A 20,293-nucleotide genomic window follows, 5' to 3' on the forward strand; every position below is an offset into this window, starting at 1 on the left:
CCCGCGCCATCACCTGGTTATCACCACTTCGTCCCCAACGGAGTCCCCACCGGAGTTCCCACCGGATCCGGGCATCCCCTGATCAGGGCGCCGGGGAAGGCCCCGGGCCCGCGGCGTCAGGGAAGCAGGACCTGGGCGTCACCGGAGCCCGTCTTCAGCGTGACCTTGCGGGGCGAGGCCGGGTCCTCGGTCACCTCCACGGTCTTCTCCCCGGAGCCGGTCTCGGCGGTGACGTCGTAGCCCTCCTTGGGAAGGTAGGCGACGACGTCGCCGCTCCCGGTCTCGATCCGCACCCCCTCCGGCGGGGCGGAGAACCTCGCCTCGACGTCGCCGGAGCCGGCTTCGGCGGTGAACCGCTTGGAGGTGAGGCCACCGGCCTCGATGTCGCCGGAGCCGCTCGTGGCGTTCGTCTCCCCGGTCAGCCCGCGCATCGTGATGGTGCCCGAGCCGGTGTCGAGCCTGGCCGTGAGGCCCCTGGGGATCTCGACCTTGTAGTCGACCGAGCAGTTCCCCCGGCACTCGTCGCGCAGGGTGAGCGTGCCGCCGTTCACCGGGTGGCTGGGGGTGGGCCTGGCGCCGCGCCAGTGGATGGTCTCGGTCACGTGGACGGCCTCGCGGTCCGACTCGGTGACCACGATGTCGCCGGAGTCGGTGGCGACGTCCAGGGCCGTCAGCCTGCCGGTGACGTCGTAGGAGACGACCTCCTGCCGCCGCTCGCGGAAGTCGAGGGCGAGGTCGCATCCCGAGAGCACGAACATCGACCCCACGACCGCTCCGGCGACGAGCATGTTCTTCCTCATGCGCTCAATCCTCGATTCCCTCGGGAAGTCTTCGCTTCCCGTGTGCGACCGGCCCGTGCCACCCCTCTGCGGAGGGTGCTGATCTCACTGTGTCCGAGTACGCCTCCCAGATCATCGGGGAACTCCCGGAGCGAGCCCTGAGGGAGACCCTGCCTTTGACCGGTAACCGGCCCTCAAGTAGCGTCGATTCCACAATTCAGAATTACTTTTCCACTGTGCGGAAAATTGAAGGAAAGAGGACTCATGGACGGTGTGGAGATCGGCGGTCCCGTCCAGGACCGCTTCGACGAGATCCTCACGCCGGAGGCACTGGCCTTCCTGGCCACCCTCCAGCGTGAGTTCGACGGCCGGCGCCTGGAGTTGCTGGAGGCCCGCCAGGCCCGCCAGGCCGAGCTGTCGGCCGGCGGCACCCTCGACTTCCTGCCCGAGACCAGGCACGTGCGCGAGTCCGAGTGGCACGTCGCCCCGCCCGCGCCCGGCCTGGTGGACCGCCGCGTGGAGATCACCGGTCCCGTCGACCGGAAGATGACGATCAACGCGCTGAACTCGGGCGCGAAGGTCTGGCTCGCCGACTTCGAGGACGCCAACGCCCCCACCTGGGAGAACACCATCGGCGGCCAGCTCAACCTGCGCGACGCGCTCGACCGGACCCTGGACTTCTCCGCCGGGGAGAAGAGCTACGCGCTCAAGCCGGACACGGAGCTGGCCACCATCGTGGTGCGTCCCCGCGGCTGGCACCTGGACGAGAAGCACCTCACCCTCGACGGCAGGCCGTTCTCGGCCTCCCTCGTCGACTTCGGCCTCTACTTCTTCCACTCGGCGCGGCGGCAGATGGCCAAGGGCAAGGGCCCGTACTTCTACCTGCCGAAGATCGAGTCGCACCAGGAGGCCCGCCTCTGGAACGACGTCTTCGTCAGGGCGCAGGAGCTGCTCGAGATTCCCCGGGGGACGATCCGGGCCACGGTGCTCATCGAGACCTACCCGGCCGCGTTCGAGATGGAGGAGATCCTCTACGAGCTCCGCGACCACTCCGCGGGCCTCAACGCGGGCCGCTGGGACTACCTCTTCAGCGTGATCAAGAAGTTCCGCACCCGTGGCCGCGAGTTCCTGCTGCCCGAGCGCAACGCCGTGACGATGACCGCCCCGTTCATGCGTGCCTACACCGAGCTGCTGGTCAGCACCTGCCACCGGCGCGGGGCCCACGCCATCGGCGGGATGGCCGCGTTCATCCCCTCCCGGCGCGACCCCGAGGTGAACAAGGTCGCCCTGGAGAAGGTCACCGCCGACAAGACCCGCGAGTCCGGCGACGGCTTCGACGGCTCCTGGGTGGCCCACCCCGACCTCGTGCCGATCTGCCGCGACGTCTTCGACGCCGTCCTGGAGGACCGGCCGAACCAGCTACACCGCCTGCGCGAGGACGTCTCCGTCTCCGCCGCCGACCTGCTCGCGGTCTCCAAGACCCCCGGTGACATCACCGAGGCGGGGCTGCGCAACAACGTGGACGTGGCGCTGCGCTACCTGGCCGCCTGGATGGGCGGGCTGGGCGCGGTGGCGATCCACAACCTGATGGAGGACGCGGCGACCGCCGAGATCTCCCGTTCCCAGGTCTGGCAGTGGATCCACAACGGCATCGAGCTCGCCGACACCGGCGCCGTGGTGACCAGGGAGCTGGTCGAGAGGATCATCGACGAGGAGCTCGGCAAGATCAAGGCCGAGCCCGGTTACGACGAGGCCCTCTACGGTCAGGCCACCGCCCTGTTCAAGGAGGTCGCCCTGGACGACGACTTCGCGGAGTTCCTTACTCTCCCGGCGTATGCGCGTATGCCGTGACATGACCATTCCGACGGTGAGGAATCCTCATCCCCCGGCGGGGATTCCTCACTCCGGGTGGTCGTCAGGGGCGGATGCGGGCGTCGGGCCGAGTGGATACTTTGCGTGCATGAGCGATGACAGGAACGGCGAAGGAGCCGATCGGGGCGAGTACGAAGCACTGCTCGACGCCGTCAAACGCGAGATCATCGGCAGCAGGGGGCGGGTGGCACTGCTCACCACCGACACCGAGCTGATCCGGCAGTACTGGCGGATCGGCCGCCACATCCTCGACCGGCAGCCCGACGACGAGTGGGGCAGGAGGGCGGTGCCCCGGCTCTCGGCCGACCTGCGCGGCGCGTTCCCCGAGGCAATCGGATACTCACGGACCAACCTCCTCTACATGAGGGCCTTCGCGGCGGCCTGGCCCGACTCCGTGCCGCAGACGGCCCGGCCGATTCCCTGGGGTCACCACATCGTCCTGCTGGATATGCTGGACAGCAGGGCGACCAGGGAGTTCTACGCGCGCAAGACCGCGGACGAGGGATGGGCCAGGGGCGTCCTGATCACGATGATCAAGGGTCGGCTGCACCTGCGCATCCGCCGCTCCCCCTCGGGGCCCGCCCGCACGCCGCCCTCCCCCGACTGCCGGGCCTCCCAGCGGGCGGCCGGCGAGCCCCGCTTCGCCGGGCTCGTGGACGACGGCCCGAGGCACGGCAGGAGCGCCGGCGCCGCCGCGCTGAGCGAGAATTCAAGACACAGATGACGCAGACGACATAGATGACGCAGACGACGAGGACGACGAGGGTGAGGAAGACGACGTCCTCGGTCGGCCGACGGAGGCCGGCGATCACCGGCGGCGCCGGACCGCCGGACCCGCCGGACGCGCCGGGCACACGGGGCACACGGGGCACACCGGGCTCACCGGGCTCGCCGGAGGAGGAGCGATGTCGACGAAGACCCTGGACGAGCCGGCCCGCAGGTTCGAGGAACTCCTCGGCCCCGGGTCGGTCATCACCGATCCCGTACGGCTGCGCACCTACGAGTGCGACGGGCTGACCCACCACCGGGTCACCCCCGGCGTCGTGGTGCTACCGGAGAGCGCCGAGCAGGTCGCGGCCGTGGTGCGGATCTGCAACGAGTACGGCCTGCCCTTCGTGGCCAGGGGCGCCGGGACCGGCCTGTCGGGCGGCGCCCTGCCCCGGGCCGACGGGGTGCTGGTGGTGACCTCGAAGATGCGGCGGATCCTCTCCGTCGACGTGCCGAACCGGCGGGCGACCGTGGAGCCGGGGGTCACCAACCTGGCGATCACCGAGGCCGTCCGCGACCTGGGCTACTACTACGCGCCCGACCCCTCCAGCCAGCAGGTCTGCACGATCGGCGGCAACGTGGCGGAGAACTCCGGCGGCGCGCACTGCCTGAAGTACGGCTTCACCGTCAACCACGTGGTCGGCCTGGAGATCGTCACCCCCGACGGCGACATCGTCGAGCTCTCCGACACCGATCCCGGCTACGACCTGCTGGGCGCGTTCGTCGGCTCGGAGGGCACCCTCGGCATCGCGACCAAGGTCGTCGTGCGGCTGAGCAGGCTGCCCGAGTCCGTCACGACGCTGCTCGCGGCGTTCGAGGACATCGAGCGGGGCGGGCGGGCGGTGTCGGCGATCATCGGCGGTGGCATCGTGCCGGCCGCGATCGAGATGATGGACGCCCTCGCCGTCGAGGCTGCCGAGGCGGCCGTGGCGTGCGCCTACCCCGAGGGCGCGGGGGCGGTGCTGATCGTGGAGCTGGACGGCCCCGCCGAGGAGGTCGCGCACCAGTTCGACGAGGTGACGCGGCTGTGCCGGGAGAGCGGCGCGTTCGAGATACGGGTCGCCGACGACCCGGCGGAGCGGGCCGCGATCTGGCGGGGCCGCAAGTCGGCGTTCGCGGCGGTGGGCCGGATCAGCCCCGCCTACATCGTCCAGGACGGCGTCGTCCCCCGGACCGCGCTGCCGGGGGTGCTGGCGAGCATCGACGCCCTCTCCCGCGAGTACGGCATCAGGGTGGCGAACGTCTTCCACGCCGGTGACGGCAACCTGCACCCGCTGGTGCTGTTCGACGACGCGGAGCCGGGCGCGGGCGAGCGGGCGGAGATCGTCTCGGGCAGGATCCTCGACCTGTGCATCGAGCACGGCGGGTCCATCACCGGCGAGCACGGCGTCGGTGTGGACAAGTCCCGATATATGCCGAAAATGTTTTCCGAGGACGATCTCAACACCATGCAGCTGGTGCGCTGCGCCTTCGACCCCCGCGGCCTGTCGAACCCGGGAAAGATCTTCCCGACCCCCCGGCTGTGCGGCGAGGTCCCCGGGGTCCGCAAGGGCGTGCACCCGCTGGTCGAGTCCGGACAGGCGGAGCACTTCTGATGGGAGCACCTCTGGAAGCCCTGCGCGAGACGGGCGTGACGATCAGGGAGGCGACCGCCGACGACGCGGTGGGCGGGGTCCCGCCGCGCTGGGTGGCCCTGCCGGAGAACACCGGGGAGGTCGCCGCGCTGATGCGCGTCTCGGCCGCCCACGACCTGGCCGTGGTCCCGGTGGGAGACGGCACCAAGCTCGACTGGGGCAACCCGCCCGAACGGTGTGACCTGCTGATCGACACCTGCTGCCTGCTCCTGGGCGACGGGTCTGGGGTCGAGCACTCCTCGGGCGACCTCGTGGCACGGGTCGGCGCAGGGCTCCCCCTCGACGTCCTCGGCGCCACGCTCGCGCGGTCGCGGCAGGAGCTCGCCCTGGACACCCCCCCGGGCGCGGGAACGGTCGGCGGCACGCTCGCCACCGCGGTCGCCGGTCCCCGCAGGTTCCGCTACGGCACCGCCCGCGACCTGCTGATCGGCGTCACGGTCGTGCTGGCCGACGGCACGACCGCCACCTCGGGCGGCAACGTCGTCAAGAACGTCGCGGGCTACGACCTGGGCAAGCTCTTCACCGGCTCGTACGGCACGCTCGGCGTCATCACCGAGGCCGTCTTCCGCCTCCACCCGCTCCCCGCCGACCGCCGCTGGGTCACCGTGGACCTGCCGGGTTCCGTTACGGACAACGCGCAGGCCGCGCTGGTCGCCGAGCTCGCGGCCTCGCAGGCCGAGCCGAGCGCCGTCGAGCTGGACTGGCCGGATCTCACCGGCGGGCCCACCGTGTCCGCGCTCGTCGAGGGGGTGGCGGCCGGCGCGCGGGCCGAGGCCGTGCGCAAGCCGATGGACGAGTACGGGAGCGCGCGGATCACCACCGAGGCGCCCGCCTGGTGGGGGGTGCCGCCCGGCGAGGAGGTGCTGCTGGAGCTGCGGGTCCCGCCCGCCGCCGCGTACCCGGCGCTGGGCGCCGTCGCCGCGCGCGGGCTGCCCGCGCGCGTGCGCGGGTCGGTGGCCTCCGCGGTCCTGCGGGTCGCGTTGCCGCGGGACGTCGGCGCGGCGGAGTTCGCCGGGTTCGTGACGGGCGTGCGCGACGACCTGCGGCGGCTCGGAGGCGGGCTGACCGTGCTCGTGGCGCCCCCCGATCTCGCGGGCGAGGTCGACCGCTGGGGCCCGTCGGGCGCCCTGCCGCTGATGCGACGGATCAAGGAACGGTTCGACCCCGGCCGGAGGATGTCCCCCGGCCGGTTCGCGGGAGGGATCTGACGTGGACCCTGAGCTGATCAACGACTGCGTGCACTGCGGGTTCTGCCTGCCCTCGTGCCCGACGTACGTCCTGTGGGGCGAGGAGATGGACTCCCCGCGCGGCCGGATCCACCTGATGAAGCAGCACGTCGAGGGCACCCCGCTGACGCCGGAGATGGCCGGGCACTTCGACGCTTGCCTGGGGTGCATGGCGTGCGTGACCGCCTGCCCGTCCGGGGTGAGGTACGACCGGCTGATCGAGCAGACCCGGGCAGAGGTGGAGCGGGTGCACGTGCGGGAGCCGGACGACAGGGCGCTGCGGGCGCTGGTCTTCCAGCTGTTCCCCTATCCCCGGAGGCTGCGGGCGATGCGGCTGCCGCTGCGGCTCAGCGCCGGGCTGCGCCGCGCGGTCGCGCCGAGGCTGGAGCGGATCAACCCCTCCCTGGCCGCGATGGCCGACCTCGCTCCCCCGGCCGCCGCCAGGGTGCGGCTGCCGGGCAGGGTCGCGGCGCGGGGGACGCGCAGGGCCACGGTCGGGATGCTCACCGGCTGCGTGCAGGGGGAGTTCTTCCCGCAGGTCAACGCGGCCACGGCCCGGGTGCTCGCGATGGAGGGCTGCGACGTGGTGATCCCGCCGTCGCAGGGCTGCTGCGGGGCGCTGTCGCTGCACTCCGGCCAGGAGGGGCAGGCCCTGCGGTTCGCGAAGCGGACGATCGCCACCTTCGAGCGGGCGGGCGTCGACACGATCGTGGTCAACGCCGCCGGATGCGGGTCGACGATGAAGGACTACGCGGAGATCCTGGAGGGCGAGGGCGGCGACTGGGCCGGCAGGGCGCGGGCGATCAGGACCGTCGACCTGGCGGAGTACCTCGTCGCGCTCGGCCCGGTGGCCGAGCGGCACCCGCTGCCGCTCACCGTGGCCTACCACGACGCCTGCCACCTGGCCCACGCCCAGGGGATACGGTCGGAGCCCCGGAAGCTCCTGGAGGGCGTTCCCGGCCTGGAGGTGCGGGAGATCGCCGAGTCGGCGATCTGCTGCGGCTCGGCGGGGACCTACAACCTGTTCCAGCCGGAGACCGCGAGGGACCTCGGCGACCGCAAGGCGGAGCGGGTGCTGGCCACCGGCGCCGACCTGCTGGTCTCGGCCAACCCCGGCTGCACCATGCAGATCGCCTCGGCGATCCGCCGCCGGGGCGAGGCCCCCCTTCCCGTGGCGCACACCGCCCAGGTCCTCGACGCCTCGCTGCGCGGGCTGGCGAGGGTGCCGTGAGCGGGGGTCCTGCGGGTGGGCGGCCCGGCCGGTACGGGACCGAGGGGGACGCATGAGCGCGGTGCAGTCGGTCGACCGGGCCCTGGACGTGCTGGAGGCGCTCGCCGAGCGGGGCGGCGAGGCCGGGCTCTCGGAGATCGCCGCCAGGACCGGGCTGCCGTACGGGACGATCCACCGGCTGCTGCGCACCCTGCTCGCGCGGGGCTACGTGCGCCAGGAGTCCGACCGCCGCTACGCCCTGGGCGGCGCGCTGGTGCGGCTCGGCGGGGTGGCCGAGCGCATGGTCGGCGTGTGGGCGCAGCCGTATCTGACGAGGCTGGTCGAGCTGTCGGGCGAGACGGCCAACCTGGCGGTGCTGGAGGGTGACTTCGTGGTCTACGTCGCCCAGGTGCCCTCACCGAGGCGGCTGCGGATGTTCGCGGAGGTCGGCAGGCGGGTGCTGCCGCACAGCACGGCCGTGGGGAAGGTCCTGATGGCCGACAGGGCGGACACCGAGGTGGCCTCGCTGGTCGAGCGGACCGGCATGCCGCGCAGGACCGCCAACACGATCACCGACCTGCCGGGGATGCTCGCCGAGCTGGAACGGGTGCGGGAGCACGGGTACGCCATGGACCTGGGCGAGGAGGAGCTGGGCGTGCACTGCCTGGCGGTGGGCGTACGGGACGGGGCGCGGACGATCGCCGCGCTGTCGGTGTCCGGACCGGCCGAGCGCATCACCGCGCTCGACCGGCGCGACCTCGCCGAGGGCATGCGCAGGATCGCGCACGACTTCGGCGCCGAGCTGGGCCCGGTCGTGCCCGCCAGGGCGGACGGCGCGCCGTGACGTCGTGAGCCGGTCGCCCGCCCCGGCGGGCACGCGTGAGGCGATTGCGGGATCACCCGGCGGGGGTTCCGGAGGCAGGCCCGCCTCCGGTGCCGGTCATCGGACGAGGGTTCCGAGGACCGGCACGCCTCCTCGCGACGGCCGCCGGGCGGCGGATGCGAGCGCGAGTGCGGAGGTCAGCGGCCCGGAGGGGTGATGTTGAGGTTGCTGCCCTGCGGCACCGGGACCACGCTGACCTGCCCCTTCTGGATGGCCTGCCAGAGCACGGCGCCCTGCGGGCCGAGGACCCTGACGAGGTCCTTGATCGATTCGATCTCGGTGCGGACCTTGGCGTTGCGCTGCGTCTGCGCGACGTTCTCCGCCTTGGCCGCCTGCTCCGAGGCGAGCGCGGCGACCAGGGCCTCCGGCGGCTCGGGCTTCTGGATGGTGAGGGAGATGTCACCGCACTGCCCGCTGCCCCCGTAGTTCTGGTTGCAGAAGTAGTCGCCCCCGGCCGTCGCCTTGATGAACTGCCTGGCGAGCTCGCCGACCCGGGCCTCCCACGCCTGCTTCACCTTCGGGTCGTTGAACAGGCCCCGCCACTCGAACTCCTGCGAGGCGGCGTCCAGCGCGCGGTCCAGCGGCACCCTCATGTAGATGTTGAGCATCCGCCGCCAGCCGTCGGACGACTCGCCCTCCTCGTAGTAGGCGCGGAACTTCAGCCCGATCTTCTCGTGGAACTGCTGGAGCGTCTTGCAGTCCGTGTTCAGCGTGAACGTCGCCACCCCGGACACGACCATCTCCACGTTGTCCTTCGAGACGACCGACAGCGGCTTGGACTCGGCGTCGTCCGCCCCGGAGAAGTCGAAGGTCCGCTGGCCGAACGGGTAGGAGTACCCGTTGTCGCCGGGGCCGAGGAGCGTGGCGCCGCTGGAGGGGTTGATGCACTTCTCGAACTTGATGGCCTCAAGGACGCCGCCCGCGTAGTGCAGGACCACCTCGTCGGGCTGGGTGCTCACCCGCGAGCACGCGCTGAGGGCGAACCCGGAGACCACCAGCAGGGCGACCGCGAGGAGGAACCCCTTCAGCAGCAGCCGCCTGCCGCCCCCGGCCTTCTGAGCGCTCATCATCTCTCCCTTTCGCACCCGTTTCGTGAAGGCGGAGCCTAGTGGCGGCCGATCACGCGCGAGGTGACCTCCGGTGACTCGACGCCCAAGGGAGACATATACATCTTTGGAACTCGATACAGGTGACCGGCGGAGTAGGGGGTGAGAGCGCGGACGCGCTCCGGTAAGGATGCACCGTGACAACGACTGGACGAAGCGGGTGGTGACGCTGGGTCTCCCCCAACGGGCCGGGGCCCTCCCGTCGCTCCCACCCGCCGGTGACGCGACCGACGCGACGCTGATCGGCGAGTCCCTGACGGACCCCGACAGGTTCGCCGGGCTCTTCGATCGCCACGCCGACGAGATCCACCGGTACGTGGCGCGGCGGCTGGACGACGTGACCACGGCCGACGACGTGACGGCCGAGACGTTCCTCGTGGCCTTCCGCAAGCGGGCCCGGTACGACCTCGGCCGCGCCGACGCCAGACCCTGGCTGTACGGGATCGCCTCCAACCTGATCTCCGGCCACCGCAGGTCGGAGACCCGCAGGTTGAAGGCGCTCGCCCGGCAGGCTCCCGAGCGCGCGGACGGGTTCGAGGACCGCAGCGCCGAGCGCGTCACCGCCGACCGGCTCAGGCCCGCCCTCGCCGCCGCGCTGGCCCGGCTCGGCGCCGCCGAGCGGGACCTGCTCCTGCTGGTGGCCTGGGCCGACCTGTCCTACGAGGAGGCCGCGCAGGCGCTCGGCATCCCGATCGGGACCGTCAGGTCCCGCCTTTCCCGTACCCGGACCAAGATCCGCCGCTCCCTGGAGTCGCACAGATGAACGATGACGAGATCCGGCTGGTGGCCGCGATCCGGCCCGAGGCGCCCGCGTACGACGAGGGGGCGAGGCAGGCGGCCCGGCTGGGGCTGGCCGCGGCCGCCGCGCCGCGGGCCCGGGGACGGAGCCCGCGGTGGCGCGGGCCGTACGCGATGGCACTGGCCGGGGCGCTCGCGGTGGCGGTGGGGGCGACCGCGATCACCCTGACAGGCACCCGGGGAGGCTCGCGGGAAGCCGTGCGGGAGGTCGTGGTGACGATGCCCGAGATCGCCGCGGTCTCGGCGAGCGAGGTTCTCGACAGGGCGGCGCGGGCCGCCGCGAGGACGGACCTGGCGCCGCGCGACGACCAGTTCGTCAAGGTCGAGTCGGAGACGATGTACGGCTCCTTCAGCGGCACGGGGACGAACGCGGAGACGGGCGAGACCGAAGGGGAGACCCGCTACCTCTACCGGACCAAGCGGGTCATCTGGCTGTCGGCCGACGGGACGAGGAACGGCTCGGTGCGGATCGAGCACCTGGAGCCCAGGGCCTACCCCGGCTGGCCGATCCCCGAGAGGGCGTACGAGCAGACCGGCGTCGAGACGCTCCCGCTGGTGAACTGCGGGAAGACCCCCGGGTACCTGCGCACCGACCACGCGGCGCTCAGGAAACTCCCCGCGGACGCCGAGGGGATGCGCGCCCACCTCTACACCGGCGACCGGGGCGGCGACTCGAAGGACGGGGCGGCCTTCACCGCGGCGGGCGACATGCTCAGGGAGACCTACATGCCCCCGGCGCAGCGGGCGGCGCTGTTCAAGGCGGTGGGCACCATCCCCGGGGTCGACGTCACCGAGCGGGCCGAGGACGCGGCGGGACGCGAGGGGATCGGCGTCGGCAGGGTCGGCGCCGACGGCGTCAGGCAGGATCTGATCTTCGACGCGAAGACGTACGAGCTGCTCGGCGAGCGCGGGATCGTGGTCGACGAGAAGGCCGCCAGGTCGCCCGAGGGCAGTCTGGTCGCCTCGACCGCCCAGCTCTCGGTGACCGTGGCCGACGAGGCTCCCGACGCGGACCCGGAGGAGGGCAAGGCGGACGGCAAGGCGGATGGCTGCGGCTGACGGCTGACGGCCGCGACACCCCGCGTCCGCCACGGCGCCGGGGCCCGGTGGTGAGGCCCGGCGCCGGGGACACGCCCCGGACGCCGTACGGGATCGGGCGCGGCTCCGGGGCTCCCGGCCCCGGGCGTGCCCGATCAGCTGTGGACGCGGTGGACGGGTGAGCCGTCGGCCGCGCAGTGGACCTCGACCTTGACCTCGTCCTCCTCGGTCTCGAACTCGACGCGGGCCCGGCTCGCGGGCCCGCGCTCGACGTCGTCGGCCTGGAACCCCTGGGCGGGACTCCACGACCGGAGGGTGACCAGGCCGTTCTCGCACCGGGCGATGACCTTGCCGCCCGCCGTGGTGATCAACCGGCTCTTGCCGGGCTCCGCGGCGGGCGCGGCGGGCGTGGCGGTGGCGGTGACCGTGACGGTCGGCGCGGGGGTGCCCTCGGCCGGAGGAGCGGACGGCGAGGCGGACGGAGGCGTGGACGGGGGAACGGAGGGCGGGACCGACGGGGGAAGGGCGTTGGGCAGGGAGGAGGCGAGGGCGAGCGCCTCGTCGACCTCGGCGGCGGAGAGCGGCCGGAGCCCGGTGTCCGTCAACGGCTCGCTGAGCCGGTCGATCACCGCCACCCCCACCCCGATCGCGAGGAGCCCGGTGATCAGCCATCCGGCCACGACCAGGGAGAAACGCTTGCGCATGTCCTCACTGTGCCACCGAAAACGATAAGACAACGCTAAGGAGCGGCTAACCCGCTTTTGACGCGGTACGGGAGGGGGCTAACGTGGCGGCAAATGTCGAACGTGCTGCTCATCGAGGACGACGCCGCGATCCGCACCTCCCTCACCCGGGGCCTGCGCGACCGCGGCCATGCCGTGTCGTCCGCCCCCGCCGCTCTCGACGGCCTGCGGCTGGCCGTCGAGGAACGCCCCGACCTGGTCGTCCTCGACCTCGGCCTGCCCGACATGGACGGCCTCGACCTGCTGCGGATGCTCCGCGCGGTGAGCCGGGTCCCGGTGATCGTGGCGACCGCGCGGGACGGCGACGCGGAGATGGTCAGGCTGCTGGACGCGGGCGCCGACGACTACGTGGTCAAGCCGTTCAGCGCGGCCCAGCTCGACGCGCGGATCCGGGCGGTGCTCCGGCGGATGGCCGGTGAGAGCCGCGCCGACAGCGCGGTCACCGTCGGGGGCCTGCGGATCGACCCGCGCACCCGGGAGGCGACCCTGGACGGGACGCCGCTGGACCTGAGCCCCCGGGAGTTCGACCTGCTCCACTACCTGGCGGCCCGGCCCGGCGAGGTGGTCACCAAGCGGGAGCTGCTCACCCACGTCTGGCAGATCCCCTACGGCGGAGCCGACAAGACGGTGGACGTCCACCTCTCCTGGCTCCGCCGCAAGCTGGGCGAGACGTCCCAGGAACCTCGTTACCTGCAGACCGTCCGGGGCGTCGGCGTGCGACTGGCCGCCCCCGCATGAGGCGCTGGCTCACCCTGCTGGTCGCGGCGACCACCTCCCTCGTGCTGATCGCGCTGCTCGTCCCGCTCGCCCTGCTGGTACGCACGGTGGCGGTGAGCGGGGCGGTCAGCGAGGCCGAGAGCGAGGCCGAGTCGGTGGCGATCGTGGTCGGCGCGGTGGACACCGAGACCCTGCGGCTCACCGCGGAGCAGGCCGAGCACCCGGTCACCGTCTTCCTGCCCGGCGGCGAGGTGGTCGGCGACCCCGCCCCGCGCTCCCCCGCCGTGGAGCTGGCCTCCCGGGGCCGCAGCGTCACCGCCGCCGCCCCCGGCGGGCGGGAGATCCTGGTCGCGGTCCAGGGGGCGCCCGGAGGTACGGCCGTGGTCCGGGTGTTCCTCGACGACGGCCGCCTGACCAGGGGCGTGCCCCAGGTGTGGGCCGGGCTGGCGGCGCTCGGGCTGGCCCTGGTCGGGCTGGGCGTGCTCGTCGGCGACCGGCTGGCCCGCGCGGTGATCAGGCCGATCAGCGCGCTGGCGGGGGTGTCGCACCGGCTCGCGGCGGGCGACCTGTCCGCCAGGACGGTGCCCGACGGCCCTCCGGAGGTGCAGGCGGTCGGCGTCGCCCTCAACCACCTGGCCGAGCGCATCACCGGCCTGCTCGCGGAGGAGCGGGAGAGCGCCGCCGACCTGTCCCACCGGCTGCGCACCCCGCTGACCGGGCTGAGGCTGGAGGTGGAGTCGCTGGCCGACCCCGAGGAGTCGGCCAGGATCGAGGCGCGGGTGGACGCCCTGGAACGCGCGGTCACCTCGGTGATCACCGAGGCCAGGCGGCGGGGGCGCGAGCGGGCCGGGTGCGACGCGGCGGCGGTGACCGGGGCGCGGGTCGCGTTCTGGTCGGTGCTCGCCGAGGACCAGTCGCGGCACTTCACCCTCGACCTGGCCCCCGGCCCGCTGCCGGTCGGGGTCGCCGCGGACGACCTCGCCGCCTGCGTGGACGCCCTGCTCGGCAACGTGTTCGCGCACACGCCGGAGGGGGTCTCGTTCTCCGTACGGCTGGAGGCGACCGGGAGCGGCGCGCTGCTGACCGTGGCCGACGCCGGGCCCGGGTTCGCCACGCCCGACCCGTCGCAGCGCGGCGAGAGCGGTGCCGGGTCGACCGGTCTGGGCCTCGACATCGCCCGCCGCACGGCGGAGTCGGCGGGCGGCTCGCTGTCCCTGCGGACCTCCCCCGAGGGCGGCGCGAGCGTGGTCCTGTTCCTGCCCGTCGTCACCCCCTGACCCCGGGGCCCTCGCCGTCGGATCGGCGTGCCGTCGAGCCCCGACGGCCCGCGATCGCCGTTCCCCCGGCGGGAGACCCCGCCGGGAGGGAGTTCAGAACTCGTCCTCGTCGTCGATCAGCAGGAAGTCGGGCCGGTTCTCGCGCCACTCGGGGACGTCCATCGAGTTGAGCACGGAGATCAGCTTCTTCTCCTCGTAGATGAAGTGTGTCCGCATGACCGCCGACAGCGCCTGCACCTCCTCGCGCACCCTGGAGGCCGTGGCCGGGTCAGGTTCCTCCGGGAGTGACGCGAGCAGCTTCCGCAGGTTCCCCATCAGCCAGTCCAGCTGGTTGTGGTCCGTGCGCAGGTCGGAGAGCACCTTGCGCAGCTCGGGGAACTCCTCGGCGATCGCCGGGAACGCGCCCCGGTCCTCGCCGGTGTGGTGGCGCGTCAACGCCGTGCAGAAGGCGAGGCAGTGGGCGCGCAGATCCCGTGGCGGGAGCCCCTTGCCGTCGAGGTAGTCGTCGACACCGTCCTGGAGGTCCTCCAGCATCTCGCGGAGCCAGATGTGCACTTCGAGCAGCTGGGTGCCCAGTGCGGTGAGGCGGCCGCCCGCCTCGGAACGTGCGTTCATGCTCTCCCTTCGGACAAGTCACTCCGGCCAGTGTCCCCGAAGTCCCGGGTTCCGGGATATTCGCGGTGGTACGCCACCTACGGAGCGTCCTCGGGTGGCCTACCGTGCTCGCGGCCTTCCGCCCGGTTCGCCCGTCCTCTCTTGCGGTCTCCACGTGTGATCTTCCGCACTTCAGATGATGAAATGTTGCAGAATCTGAAATTTCATCTCTACTGTTGACACCGTGACCAGCGTGGAGAGCACCTACGAGCTCGGCCGGAGAGATCGGAAGAAGCTCGAAACCCGTGCGGCACTGGAGCACGCCGCCCTGACGCTGGTGGCCGAGCGCGGGCTGGCGGGCGTGACGGTGGAGGACATCGCCACGGCGGTGGACCTCTCCTCGCGTACGTTCTTCAACTACTTCCCGTCCAAGGAGGACGCGCTCGTCGGGGCGAGCCCGGCGTCCGCCGACGAGCTGCGCGAGAGGCTGGAGGCCGTCCCCGCGAGGGTGCCGGTCCTGGAGGCGCTGCGCCTGATGTCGCGGGTCGAGGCCGAGCACGTCCAGCAGCGGCGCGAGCAGTGGCTGCTGCGGCTGAAGGTGCTGGAGCAGAACCCGTCGCTCCTGCCTCGGCTGGTCGCCAGCGGCACCGAGACCGAGCGCGCCATAACGGCGGCCGTCGCGCGCAGGACCGGCGTCGAACCGGGCACGAGCGGCTATCCCGAGCTGGTCACCGCGGTGACCATGGCGGCCTTCCGGGCGGCGATGATGCGCTGGAGTGCCGCGGGCGGCCACCCGGCGCTGGCCGACCTGGTCGACGAGGCCTTCTCCCGGCTCGCCGCCGGCCTGCCCGACCCGTGAGCGCCCTCCTCCTGTCGCCACGGCGAACGTCTCCGTTCTCCCGGCGCCCGCGGAAGTCCCGCGGGGTGCCGGTCCCCGTCCGAGAAATCGAGGAAAGATGACATCCACCAGCACGCAGCCCGATTCTGTGGCCGCGGCGCCCGCCTCCAGGAGAAAGGTCCTGCAGGCGCTGTCAGGGCTGATGGTGGGCATGTTCGTATCCATCCTGGCCTCGACCGTCGTGGCCAACGCCCTGCCCCGCATCATCACCGACCTGCAGGGCTCGCAGACCATCTACACCTGGATCGTCACCTCGGAGCTGCTGGCCATGACGGCCACGGTGCCGCTCTGGGGCAAGATGGCCGACCTCTACAACAAGAAGCTGCTGATCCAGCTCTCGCTGGGACTGTTCGTGGTGGGCTCACTGATCGCGGGCCTCACGCCGAACGTGGAGATCCTCATCGTGAGCCGCGTCGTGCAGGGCGTCGGCGCCGGCGGCATGACCGCGCTCGCGATGATCGTGATGGCGGCCATGATCCCGCCGCGTGAGCTCGGCCGCTACGCCGGCATCTTCGGCGCCGTGTTCGGCGTCGGCACCGTGGCGGGCCCGCTCATCGGCGGCGTGCTCGTGGACACCTCCTGGCTCGGCTGGCGCTGGTGCTTCCTCATCGGCGTGCCGTTCACGATCCTGGCCATCGTCCTGCTGCAGCGCACGCTCGACCTGCCGGTGGTGCGCAGGGAGGTCAAGGTCGACTACCTGGGCGCCCTGCTGATCACGGTGGGCGTGTCCACGCTGCTGATCTGGTCGTCGCTGGCGGGTAACCAGTTCGAGTGGGGTTCCTGGTGGACCGTCGGCCTCGTGAGCGGCGCCGTGGTCATCCTCGCGCTGGCCGTCTGGGTGGAGTCGCGGGCGGCCGAGCCGATCATCCCCCTGACCATCTTCAGGAACCGCACCGTCACCCTCGCCACCGTGGCGAGCGTGCTGGTCGGCGTGGCCATGTTCGGCGGCACGGTCTTCCTGTCGCAGTACTTCCAGGTGGCGCTCGGCAAGTCGCCGACGGTCGCCGGCCTGCTGAGCCTGCCGATGGTGTTCGGCCTGCTGGTCTCCTCCACCGTGGCCGGCCAGCTCATCACCAAGTGGGGCCGCTGGAAGGGCTTCCTGGTGGCCGGCGGCGTCGTCATGCTCGCCGGGATGGGCCTGCTCAGCACCATCGACGGCCAGACCGGCACGGTACTGCTCGGGATCTACATGGCGGTGCTCGGCATCGGCGTCGGCATGCTCATGCAGAACCTGGTCCTCGCCGCCCAGAACGACGTGCCCGCCCACGACCTGGGGGTCACCACCTCGGTGCTGACCTTCTTCCGCAGCATGGGCGGCGCCGTCGGCGTCAGCGCCCTGGGCGCGGTGCTGGCCAACCGGATCACCACGCTCATGACGGAGAAGCTCGGCCCGATGGCCGCCGCCGGCGGCGACAGCGAGGCCGTGCCCGACATCTCCAAGCTGCCCGCCCCCGTCGTCAGCATCATCCAGGACGTGTACGCGACGGCCACCGCCGAACTGTTCCTCATCGGCGTGCCGCTCACCGCGCTCGCGCTGGTGGCGGTCCTGTTCATCAAGGAGAAGCCGCTCAACACGCTGTCGGGCGAGGAGCGGCTGGTCCGGGAGCAGGCCATGAACGCCGGTCACTGAACGGCTCCCGCCCGAGACGCGAGGGAACCGCGCGCCGGGGGCGTCCTTCAGAGGCCGGATCGGCGCGTACGCCGTCGCACCGCCACCGTCCTCTGCCCCGTCCCCGGCATCTGTTACTGGTCCTGATCCTGCTGGAGGAGGTTCATCACCATGATCACTCCATGGGGTGACATGTCCTCGTCGTGCAGGCGGGAGAACTCGACGTTGAGCCGGGCGGGGCGTCCCCTCCGGTTCACGCCGTCCAGGGTGACGCCGTGGTCACGGCCGTTCCCCGCCTCCGGCCCCGCCTCCAGCATCCGCTGTGCCCTGGCCAGCAGCTCCCCGACGGGAAGGCCGATGTCGAGGGAGGCCAGCCGGCAGCCGACCGCCTCGTCGGCGCGGAGTCCCCACAGCTCCTCGGCCCCCGGGCTCCAGACCAGCACCCGCAGGTCGGCGTCGATCACGGCCACGGCATCGCCGAGGCTGCGTACCACCGAGGAGACGAGGAGGGTGGCCCGCCTGAGCTCGTCGCTGCGGGAGTTCAGGGTGTCGTTGATCTGCTGGAGCTCGTCGTTGGTCGACTGCAGCTCCTCGTTCATCGTCTCCAGCTCCTCGTTCGTGGACTGGAGCTCCTCGTTGGTGGTCTCCAGCTCCTCGTTCGTGGACTGCAGCTCCTCGTTGGTGGTCTCCAGCTCCTCGTTGGTCGACTGCAGCTCCTCGTAGGCGTGCTCCAGCTCCCGGTTCGTCTGCTCCAGCCGGTCCTGGAGCTGGCGGTAGCGCGTCACGTCGTGGAAGTTGACGCCGACGCCGATCAGCTCGCCGCCCGGTTCCAGGAGCGGGACGACGGCGATGTCGAAGACGCTCGGCTCCGGCGTGTTCGGCCGGTGCCAGGTGACGTCCTGCAGCTCGGCGACGCGCAGGTCGAGCTCCACCTGCTCGATCACCGAGCGGAGCTCGACCGGCCGGTAGGACACCTCCAGATCCTGGAACGGCCGCCCGATGTCGCGGGGGTTGAGGTTGAAGAGCAGCTCGGCGCGCGAGTTCGCCAGGGCGAGGTTCCTGGAGCGGTCGAGCGCGATCTGCGCGACCGGGCCGGTGGAGAGCGCCGCCGCCTGCAGCACCGTGTGCCGCACGTACGGGCGGGCCTGCGACGCGCCCGCGCCGGGGGCCCAGTTGGCGCGGCCGCCGGGCGGCGGCGATCCGATCTTCTTGAACAGCCTCATCCGGAGGTTCACCGGCTCGAACCTGTCACCGTGGTTCAGCAGCATCTCCGCCTTGCCCAGGAAGAGGAAACCGGGGTCGGAGAGAGCGAAGTGGAACCGGCGCACGATGCTGAGCTGGGTCTCGCTGTTGAAGTACATCAGCGTGTTGCGGGCCAGCAGGAGGTCGACCCGGGAGATCGGCGCGTCGCGCGTGAGGTCGTTGCGACCGAAGATCAATTGGCGTCGCAGGTCGCGCCGGAACGCGAACCCGGCCTCCACCTGCTCGAAGTAGGCCTGGCGCAGCTCTTCCGGCACGTCGGCGAGCTGCCGTTCGGTGTAGACGGCCGCCCGCGCCGTCTGGAGGGCCTTCTGGTCCAGGTCCGTGGCGTATATCTTCACCCGCTCGCGGAACTCGTCCATGCCGAGCTGCTCGGCCAGCACCATCGCGAGGCTGTACGCCTCCTCGCCCGTCGCGCAGCCCGCGCTCCAGACCCGGATGACCTTGCCCGGCCCCTTGCTCGCCAGCAGGGAGGGGACCACGGTCTCGCGGAGCGTCTGCCAGGCGGCCGGATCGCGGAAGAAGGCGGTGACGTTGATCAGCAGGCTGTCGAAGAGCCGGTTGAACTCCTCGGGCTCCAGCTCCAGGTAGTCACGGTATTCGCCGTAGTCACGGAGCTTCAGCGCCTCCAGACGCCTGCTGATGCGGCGCATGAGGGTGGTGCGCTTGTAACCCGTGAAGTCGAAACCGCGCGTCTCCTTCAACATGAGCAGGAGGTCGTCGAATTCACGTTCGTCGCCGGGCATCACACTGCCAGCCTAGGCCCGTTACCGACCGCTACGTGAGAGCAAGGCTTCGCCGTTGCCGTCGATGCGGCTTTGTAGCATTCGCATCGTCTCCAGTGCCTGCCTGGTCTGCTCGGCGTCCTCCATCAGACGCTGCGCCGAGTGCCGCCTTCCCTGCAGCCGCGCGCGCTCCAGCATGCGCTCCAGCATGCGCAGCCGCTCCTCCAGCCGCAGGGTCGCCGTCCACAGCGCGCGCTCCACGGCCTCGGCCTGGCTCACGGCCATGCCCTGCGGGGACCACCCGTGCCCCACCCGGCAGCCGTAGTGGGCCTCGTCCCCGCTCCTCGCCTCGTACACCGACCCGCCGCACTCCGGGCAGCTCAGGCCGGTGGGATCGCCTCCGTACGGGCCGATCTCACCCGACAGCAGGTAGAGGGCGACCTCTTTCTCGACGTTCGGATCCCTCACGATCTCGTCCCCCGCGGGCGTGTCGCTCTTCCGTACGATCCACTCGGCGATCTCCTCCACCGGGAGCGCCTCCGCGCTCCGGGCCGCGGCCAGGGCGGCGCGGGGCATCCCGTCGAACGCGCTCGCCCGGGGGTCCTGGACGGCGACCGCGCCGAGATGGCGCTCCACCACCGCGCACCCCCTGGCCCCGTCGTCGAGCGTGCCGCTCAGCACGACGGCGAGCGTACGGGGGCCCGCGTCGAGCGCGGCGCTGAGGAACAGCGGGTCGGCGGCCGGCCGGTGACCGTTGTAGCGGGGGCCGCGCGAGAGCCGGATCTCGCCGTTCTGGACCATGAGGTGGCGGTCGGGGGGCGCCACGTAGACCCGGCCGTGCCGCAGGGACTCGCCGTCTCCCGCGGTGGCGGCCTCCAGCGGCCCGGCCCGGTCGAGGATTCCCGCGAGCGTACTCCCCGCTCGGGGGGACAGGTGCAACACCACCAGGACGGAGGCGGCGAGGTCGCCGGGGAGCCGCGCGAGCAGGGCGCGCAGGGCCTCCACGCCGCCGGCCGAAGCCGCGACGACCACCACATCACGCCCGCTGGAACCTGCCACATTTAGCTTCTATCCCGTCAGGACCCATTCATACTGGGGAACCGTACGATTGTCATCGGGCCTTTTTAATGACCCTTGAAGGGTATGGCCAATATGG

General features: G+C 71.9%; 18 protein-coding genes. 12 read left to right on the plus strand and 6 right to left on the minus strand.

Going from position 1 to position 20,293, the window contains the following annotated elements:
* Nucleotides 1–116: 116 nt before the first annotated feature.
* On the minus strand, nt 117–800 hold the full coding sequence (locus ACFYWM_RS11115; protein WP_389912112.1) for a DUF4097 domain-containing protein: 684 nt from the start codon (nt 798–800) through the stop codon (nt 117–119).
* Between the two features lie 243 nt (nt 801–1,043).
* On the opposite strand from ACFYWM_RS11115, the gene aceB reads away from it, so the two are divergent.
* From aceB to ACFYWM_RS11145, 6 genes are all read left to right on the plus strand, one after another.
* Nucleotides 1,044–2,630: a malate synthase A gene (aceB, locus tag ACFYWM_RS11120; RefSeq protein WP_389912115.1), complete on the plus strand. Its 1,587-nt coding sequence runs from the start codon at nt 1,044–1,046 to the stop codon at nt 2,628–2,630.
* A 109-nt stretch (nt 2,631–2,739) separates the two neighbouring features.
* Entirely contained in the window at nt 2,740–3,375 is a 636-nt protein-coding gene (locus tag ACFYWM_RS11125; protein WP_389912119.1) for a DUF1016 N-terminal domain-containing protein, read from the plus strand.
* A 181-nt stretch (nt 3,376–3,556) separates the two neighbouring features.
* On the plus strand, nt 3,557–5,014 hold the full coding sequence (locus tag ACFYWM_RS11130) for an FAD-binding oxidoreductase (protein ID WP_389912122.1): 1,458 nt from the start codon (nt 3,557–3,559) through the stop codon (nt 5,012–5,014).
* The gene (locus ACFYWM_RS11135) at nt 5,014–6,261 is read left to right on the plus strand and encodes an FAD-binding oxidoreductase (RefSeq protein ID WP_389912125.1); all 1,248 of its coding nucleotides are present in this window, start codon (nt 5,014–5,016) and stop codon (nt 6,259–6,261) included. Before ACFYWM_RS11130 ends, ACFYWM_RS11135 begins: the two co-directional genes overlap by 1 nt.
* Before the next feature lies 1 nt (nt 6,262).
* Entirely contained in the window at nt 6,263–7,510 is a 1,248-nt protein-coding gene (locus ACFYWM_RS11140) for a (Fe-S)-binding protein (protein WP_389912128.1), read from the plus strand.
* A 52-nt stretch (nt 7,511–7,562) separates the two neighbouring features.
* Nucleotides 7,563–8,333, plus strand: a complete 771-nt coding sequence (locus ACFYWM_RS11145) for an IclR family transcriptional regulator (RefSeq protein WP_389912131.1) — start codon at nt 7,563–7,565, stop codon at nt 8,331–8,333.
* Nucleotides 8,334–8,509: 176 nt separating this feature from the next.
* Here ACFYWM_RS11145 and ACFYWM_RS11150 read toward each other — a convergent pair whose 3' ends face one another.
* Nucleotides 8,510–9,439: a hypothetical protein gene (locus ACFYWM_RS11150; RefSeq protein WP_389912134.1), complete on the minus strand. Its 930-nt coding sequence runs from the start codon at nt 9,437–9,439 to the stop codon at nt 8,510–8,512.
* 169 nt (nt 9,440–9,608) lie between these two features.
* Between ACFYWM_RS11150 and ACFYWM_RS11155 the strand changes: the two genes are divergently transcribed.
* Both ACFYWM_RS11155 and ACFYWM_RS11160 read left to right on the plus strand, forming a co-directional pair.
* Nucleotides 9,609–10,241, plus strand: a complete 633-nt coding sequence (locus ACFYWM_RS11155; protein ID WP_389912137.1) for an RNA polymerase sigma factor — start codon at nt 9,609–9,611, stop codon at nt 10,239–10,241.
* Nucleotides 10,238–11,335, plus strand: coding sequence for a CU044_5270 family protein (locus ACFYWM_RS11160; RefSeq protein ID WP_389912139.1), 1,098 nt, complete (start codon nt 10,238–10,240; stop codon nt 11,333–11,335). Before ACFYWM_RS11155 ends, ACFYWM_RS11160 begins: the two co-directional genes overlap by 4 nt.
* 134 nt (nt 11,336–11,469) lie before the next feature.
* Here the strand turns inward: ACFYWM_RS11160 and ACFYWM_RS11165 are convergent, their stop codons facing one another.
* Nucleotides 11,470–12,018, minus strand: a complete 549-nt coding sequence (locus ACFYWM_RS11165; RefSeq protein WP_389912142.1) for a hypothetical protein — start codon at nt 12,016–12,018, stop codon at nt 11,470–11,472.
* Nucleotides 12,019–12,111: 93 nt separating this feature from the next.
* On the opposite strand from ACFYWM_RS11165, the gene ACFYWM_RS11170 reads away from it, so the two are divergent.
* Together ACFYWM_RS11170 and ACFYWM_RS11175 are read left to right on the plus strand one after the other, a co-directional pair.
* A complete protein-coding gene (locus ACFYWM_RS11170) occupies nt 12,112–12,795 on the plus strand; it encodes a response regulator transcription factor (RefSeq protein WP_329091950.1) in 684 nt (227 codons plus the stop codon).
* Nucleotides 12,792–14,051 (plus strand): sensor histidine kinase, encoded by a 1,260-nt coding sequence (locus tag ACFYWM_RS11175; protein WP_389912145.1) that lies wholly within the window; start codon nt 12,792–12,794, stop codon nt 14,049–14,051. The genes ACFYWM_RS11170 and ACFYWM_RS11175 overlap by 4 nt, the downstream gene beginning before the upstream one ends.
* A 93-nt stretch (nt 14,052–14,144) precedes the next feature.
* On the opposite strand, the gene ACFYWM_RS11180 is transcribed toward ACFYWM_RS11175, so the two are convergent.
* The gene (locus tag ACFYWM_RS11180) at nt 14,145–14,666 is read right to left on the minus strand and encodes a hemerythrin domain-containing protein (RefSeq protein ID WP_389912147.1); all 522 of its coding nucleotides are present in this window, start codon (nt 14,664–14,666) and stop codon (nt 14,145–14,147) included.
* 223 nt (nt 14,667–14,889) lie between these two features.
* On the opposite strand from ACFYWM_RS11180, the gene ACFYWM_RS11185 reads away from it, so the two are divergent.
* Together ACFYWM_RS11185 and ACFYWM_RS11190 are read left to right on the plus strand one after the other, a co-directional pair.
* Nucleotides 14,890–15,504, plus strand: a complete 615-nt coding sequence (locus ACFYWM_RS11185; RefSeq protein ID WP_389912150.1) for a TetR family transcriptional regulator — start codon at nt 14,890–14,892, stop codon at nt 15,502–15,504.
* Nucleotides 15,505–15,601: 97 nt separating this feature from the next.
* Nucleotides 15,602–17,173, plus strand: coding sequence for an MDR family MFS transporter (locus ACFYWM_RS11190; protein ID WP_389912152.1), 1,572 nt, complete (start codon nt 15,602–15,604; stop codon nt 17,171–17,173).
* 113 nt (nt 17,174–17,286) lie between these two features.
* On the opposite strand, the gene ACFYWM_RS11195 is transcribed toward ACFYWM_RS11190, so the two are convergent.
* Both ACFYWM_RS11195 and ACFYWM_RS11200 read right to left on the minus strand, forming a co-directional pair.
* Nucleotides 17,287–19,158, minus strand: coding sequence for a CheR family methyltransferase (locus ACFYWM_RS11195; RefSeq protein ID WP_389912154.1), 1,872 nt, complete (start codon nt 19,156–19,158; stop codon nt 17,287–17,289).
* Nucleotides 19,159–19,179: 21 nt separating this feature from the next.
* Nucleotides 19,180–20,196: a chemotaxis protein CheB gene (locus ACFYWM_RS11200; protein ID WP_389912157.1), complete on the minus strand. Its 1,017-nt coding sequence runs from the start codon at nt 20,194–20,196 to the stop codon at nt 19,180–19,182.
* Nucleotides 20,197–20,293 lie beyond the last annotated feature (97 nt).

Origin of the sequence: Streptosporangium sp. NPDC002721, assembly GCF_042888905.1 — a bacterium.
Taxonomy (GTDB): Bacteria; Actinomycetota; Actinomycetes; order Streptosporangiales; family Streptosporangiaceae; genus Streptosporangium.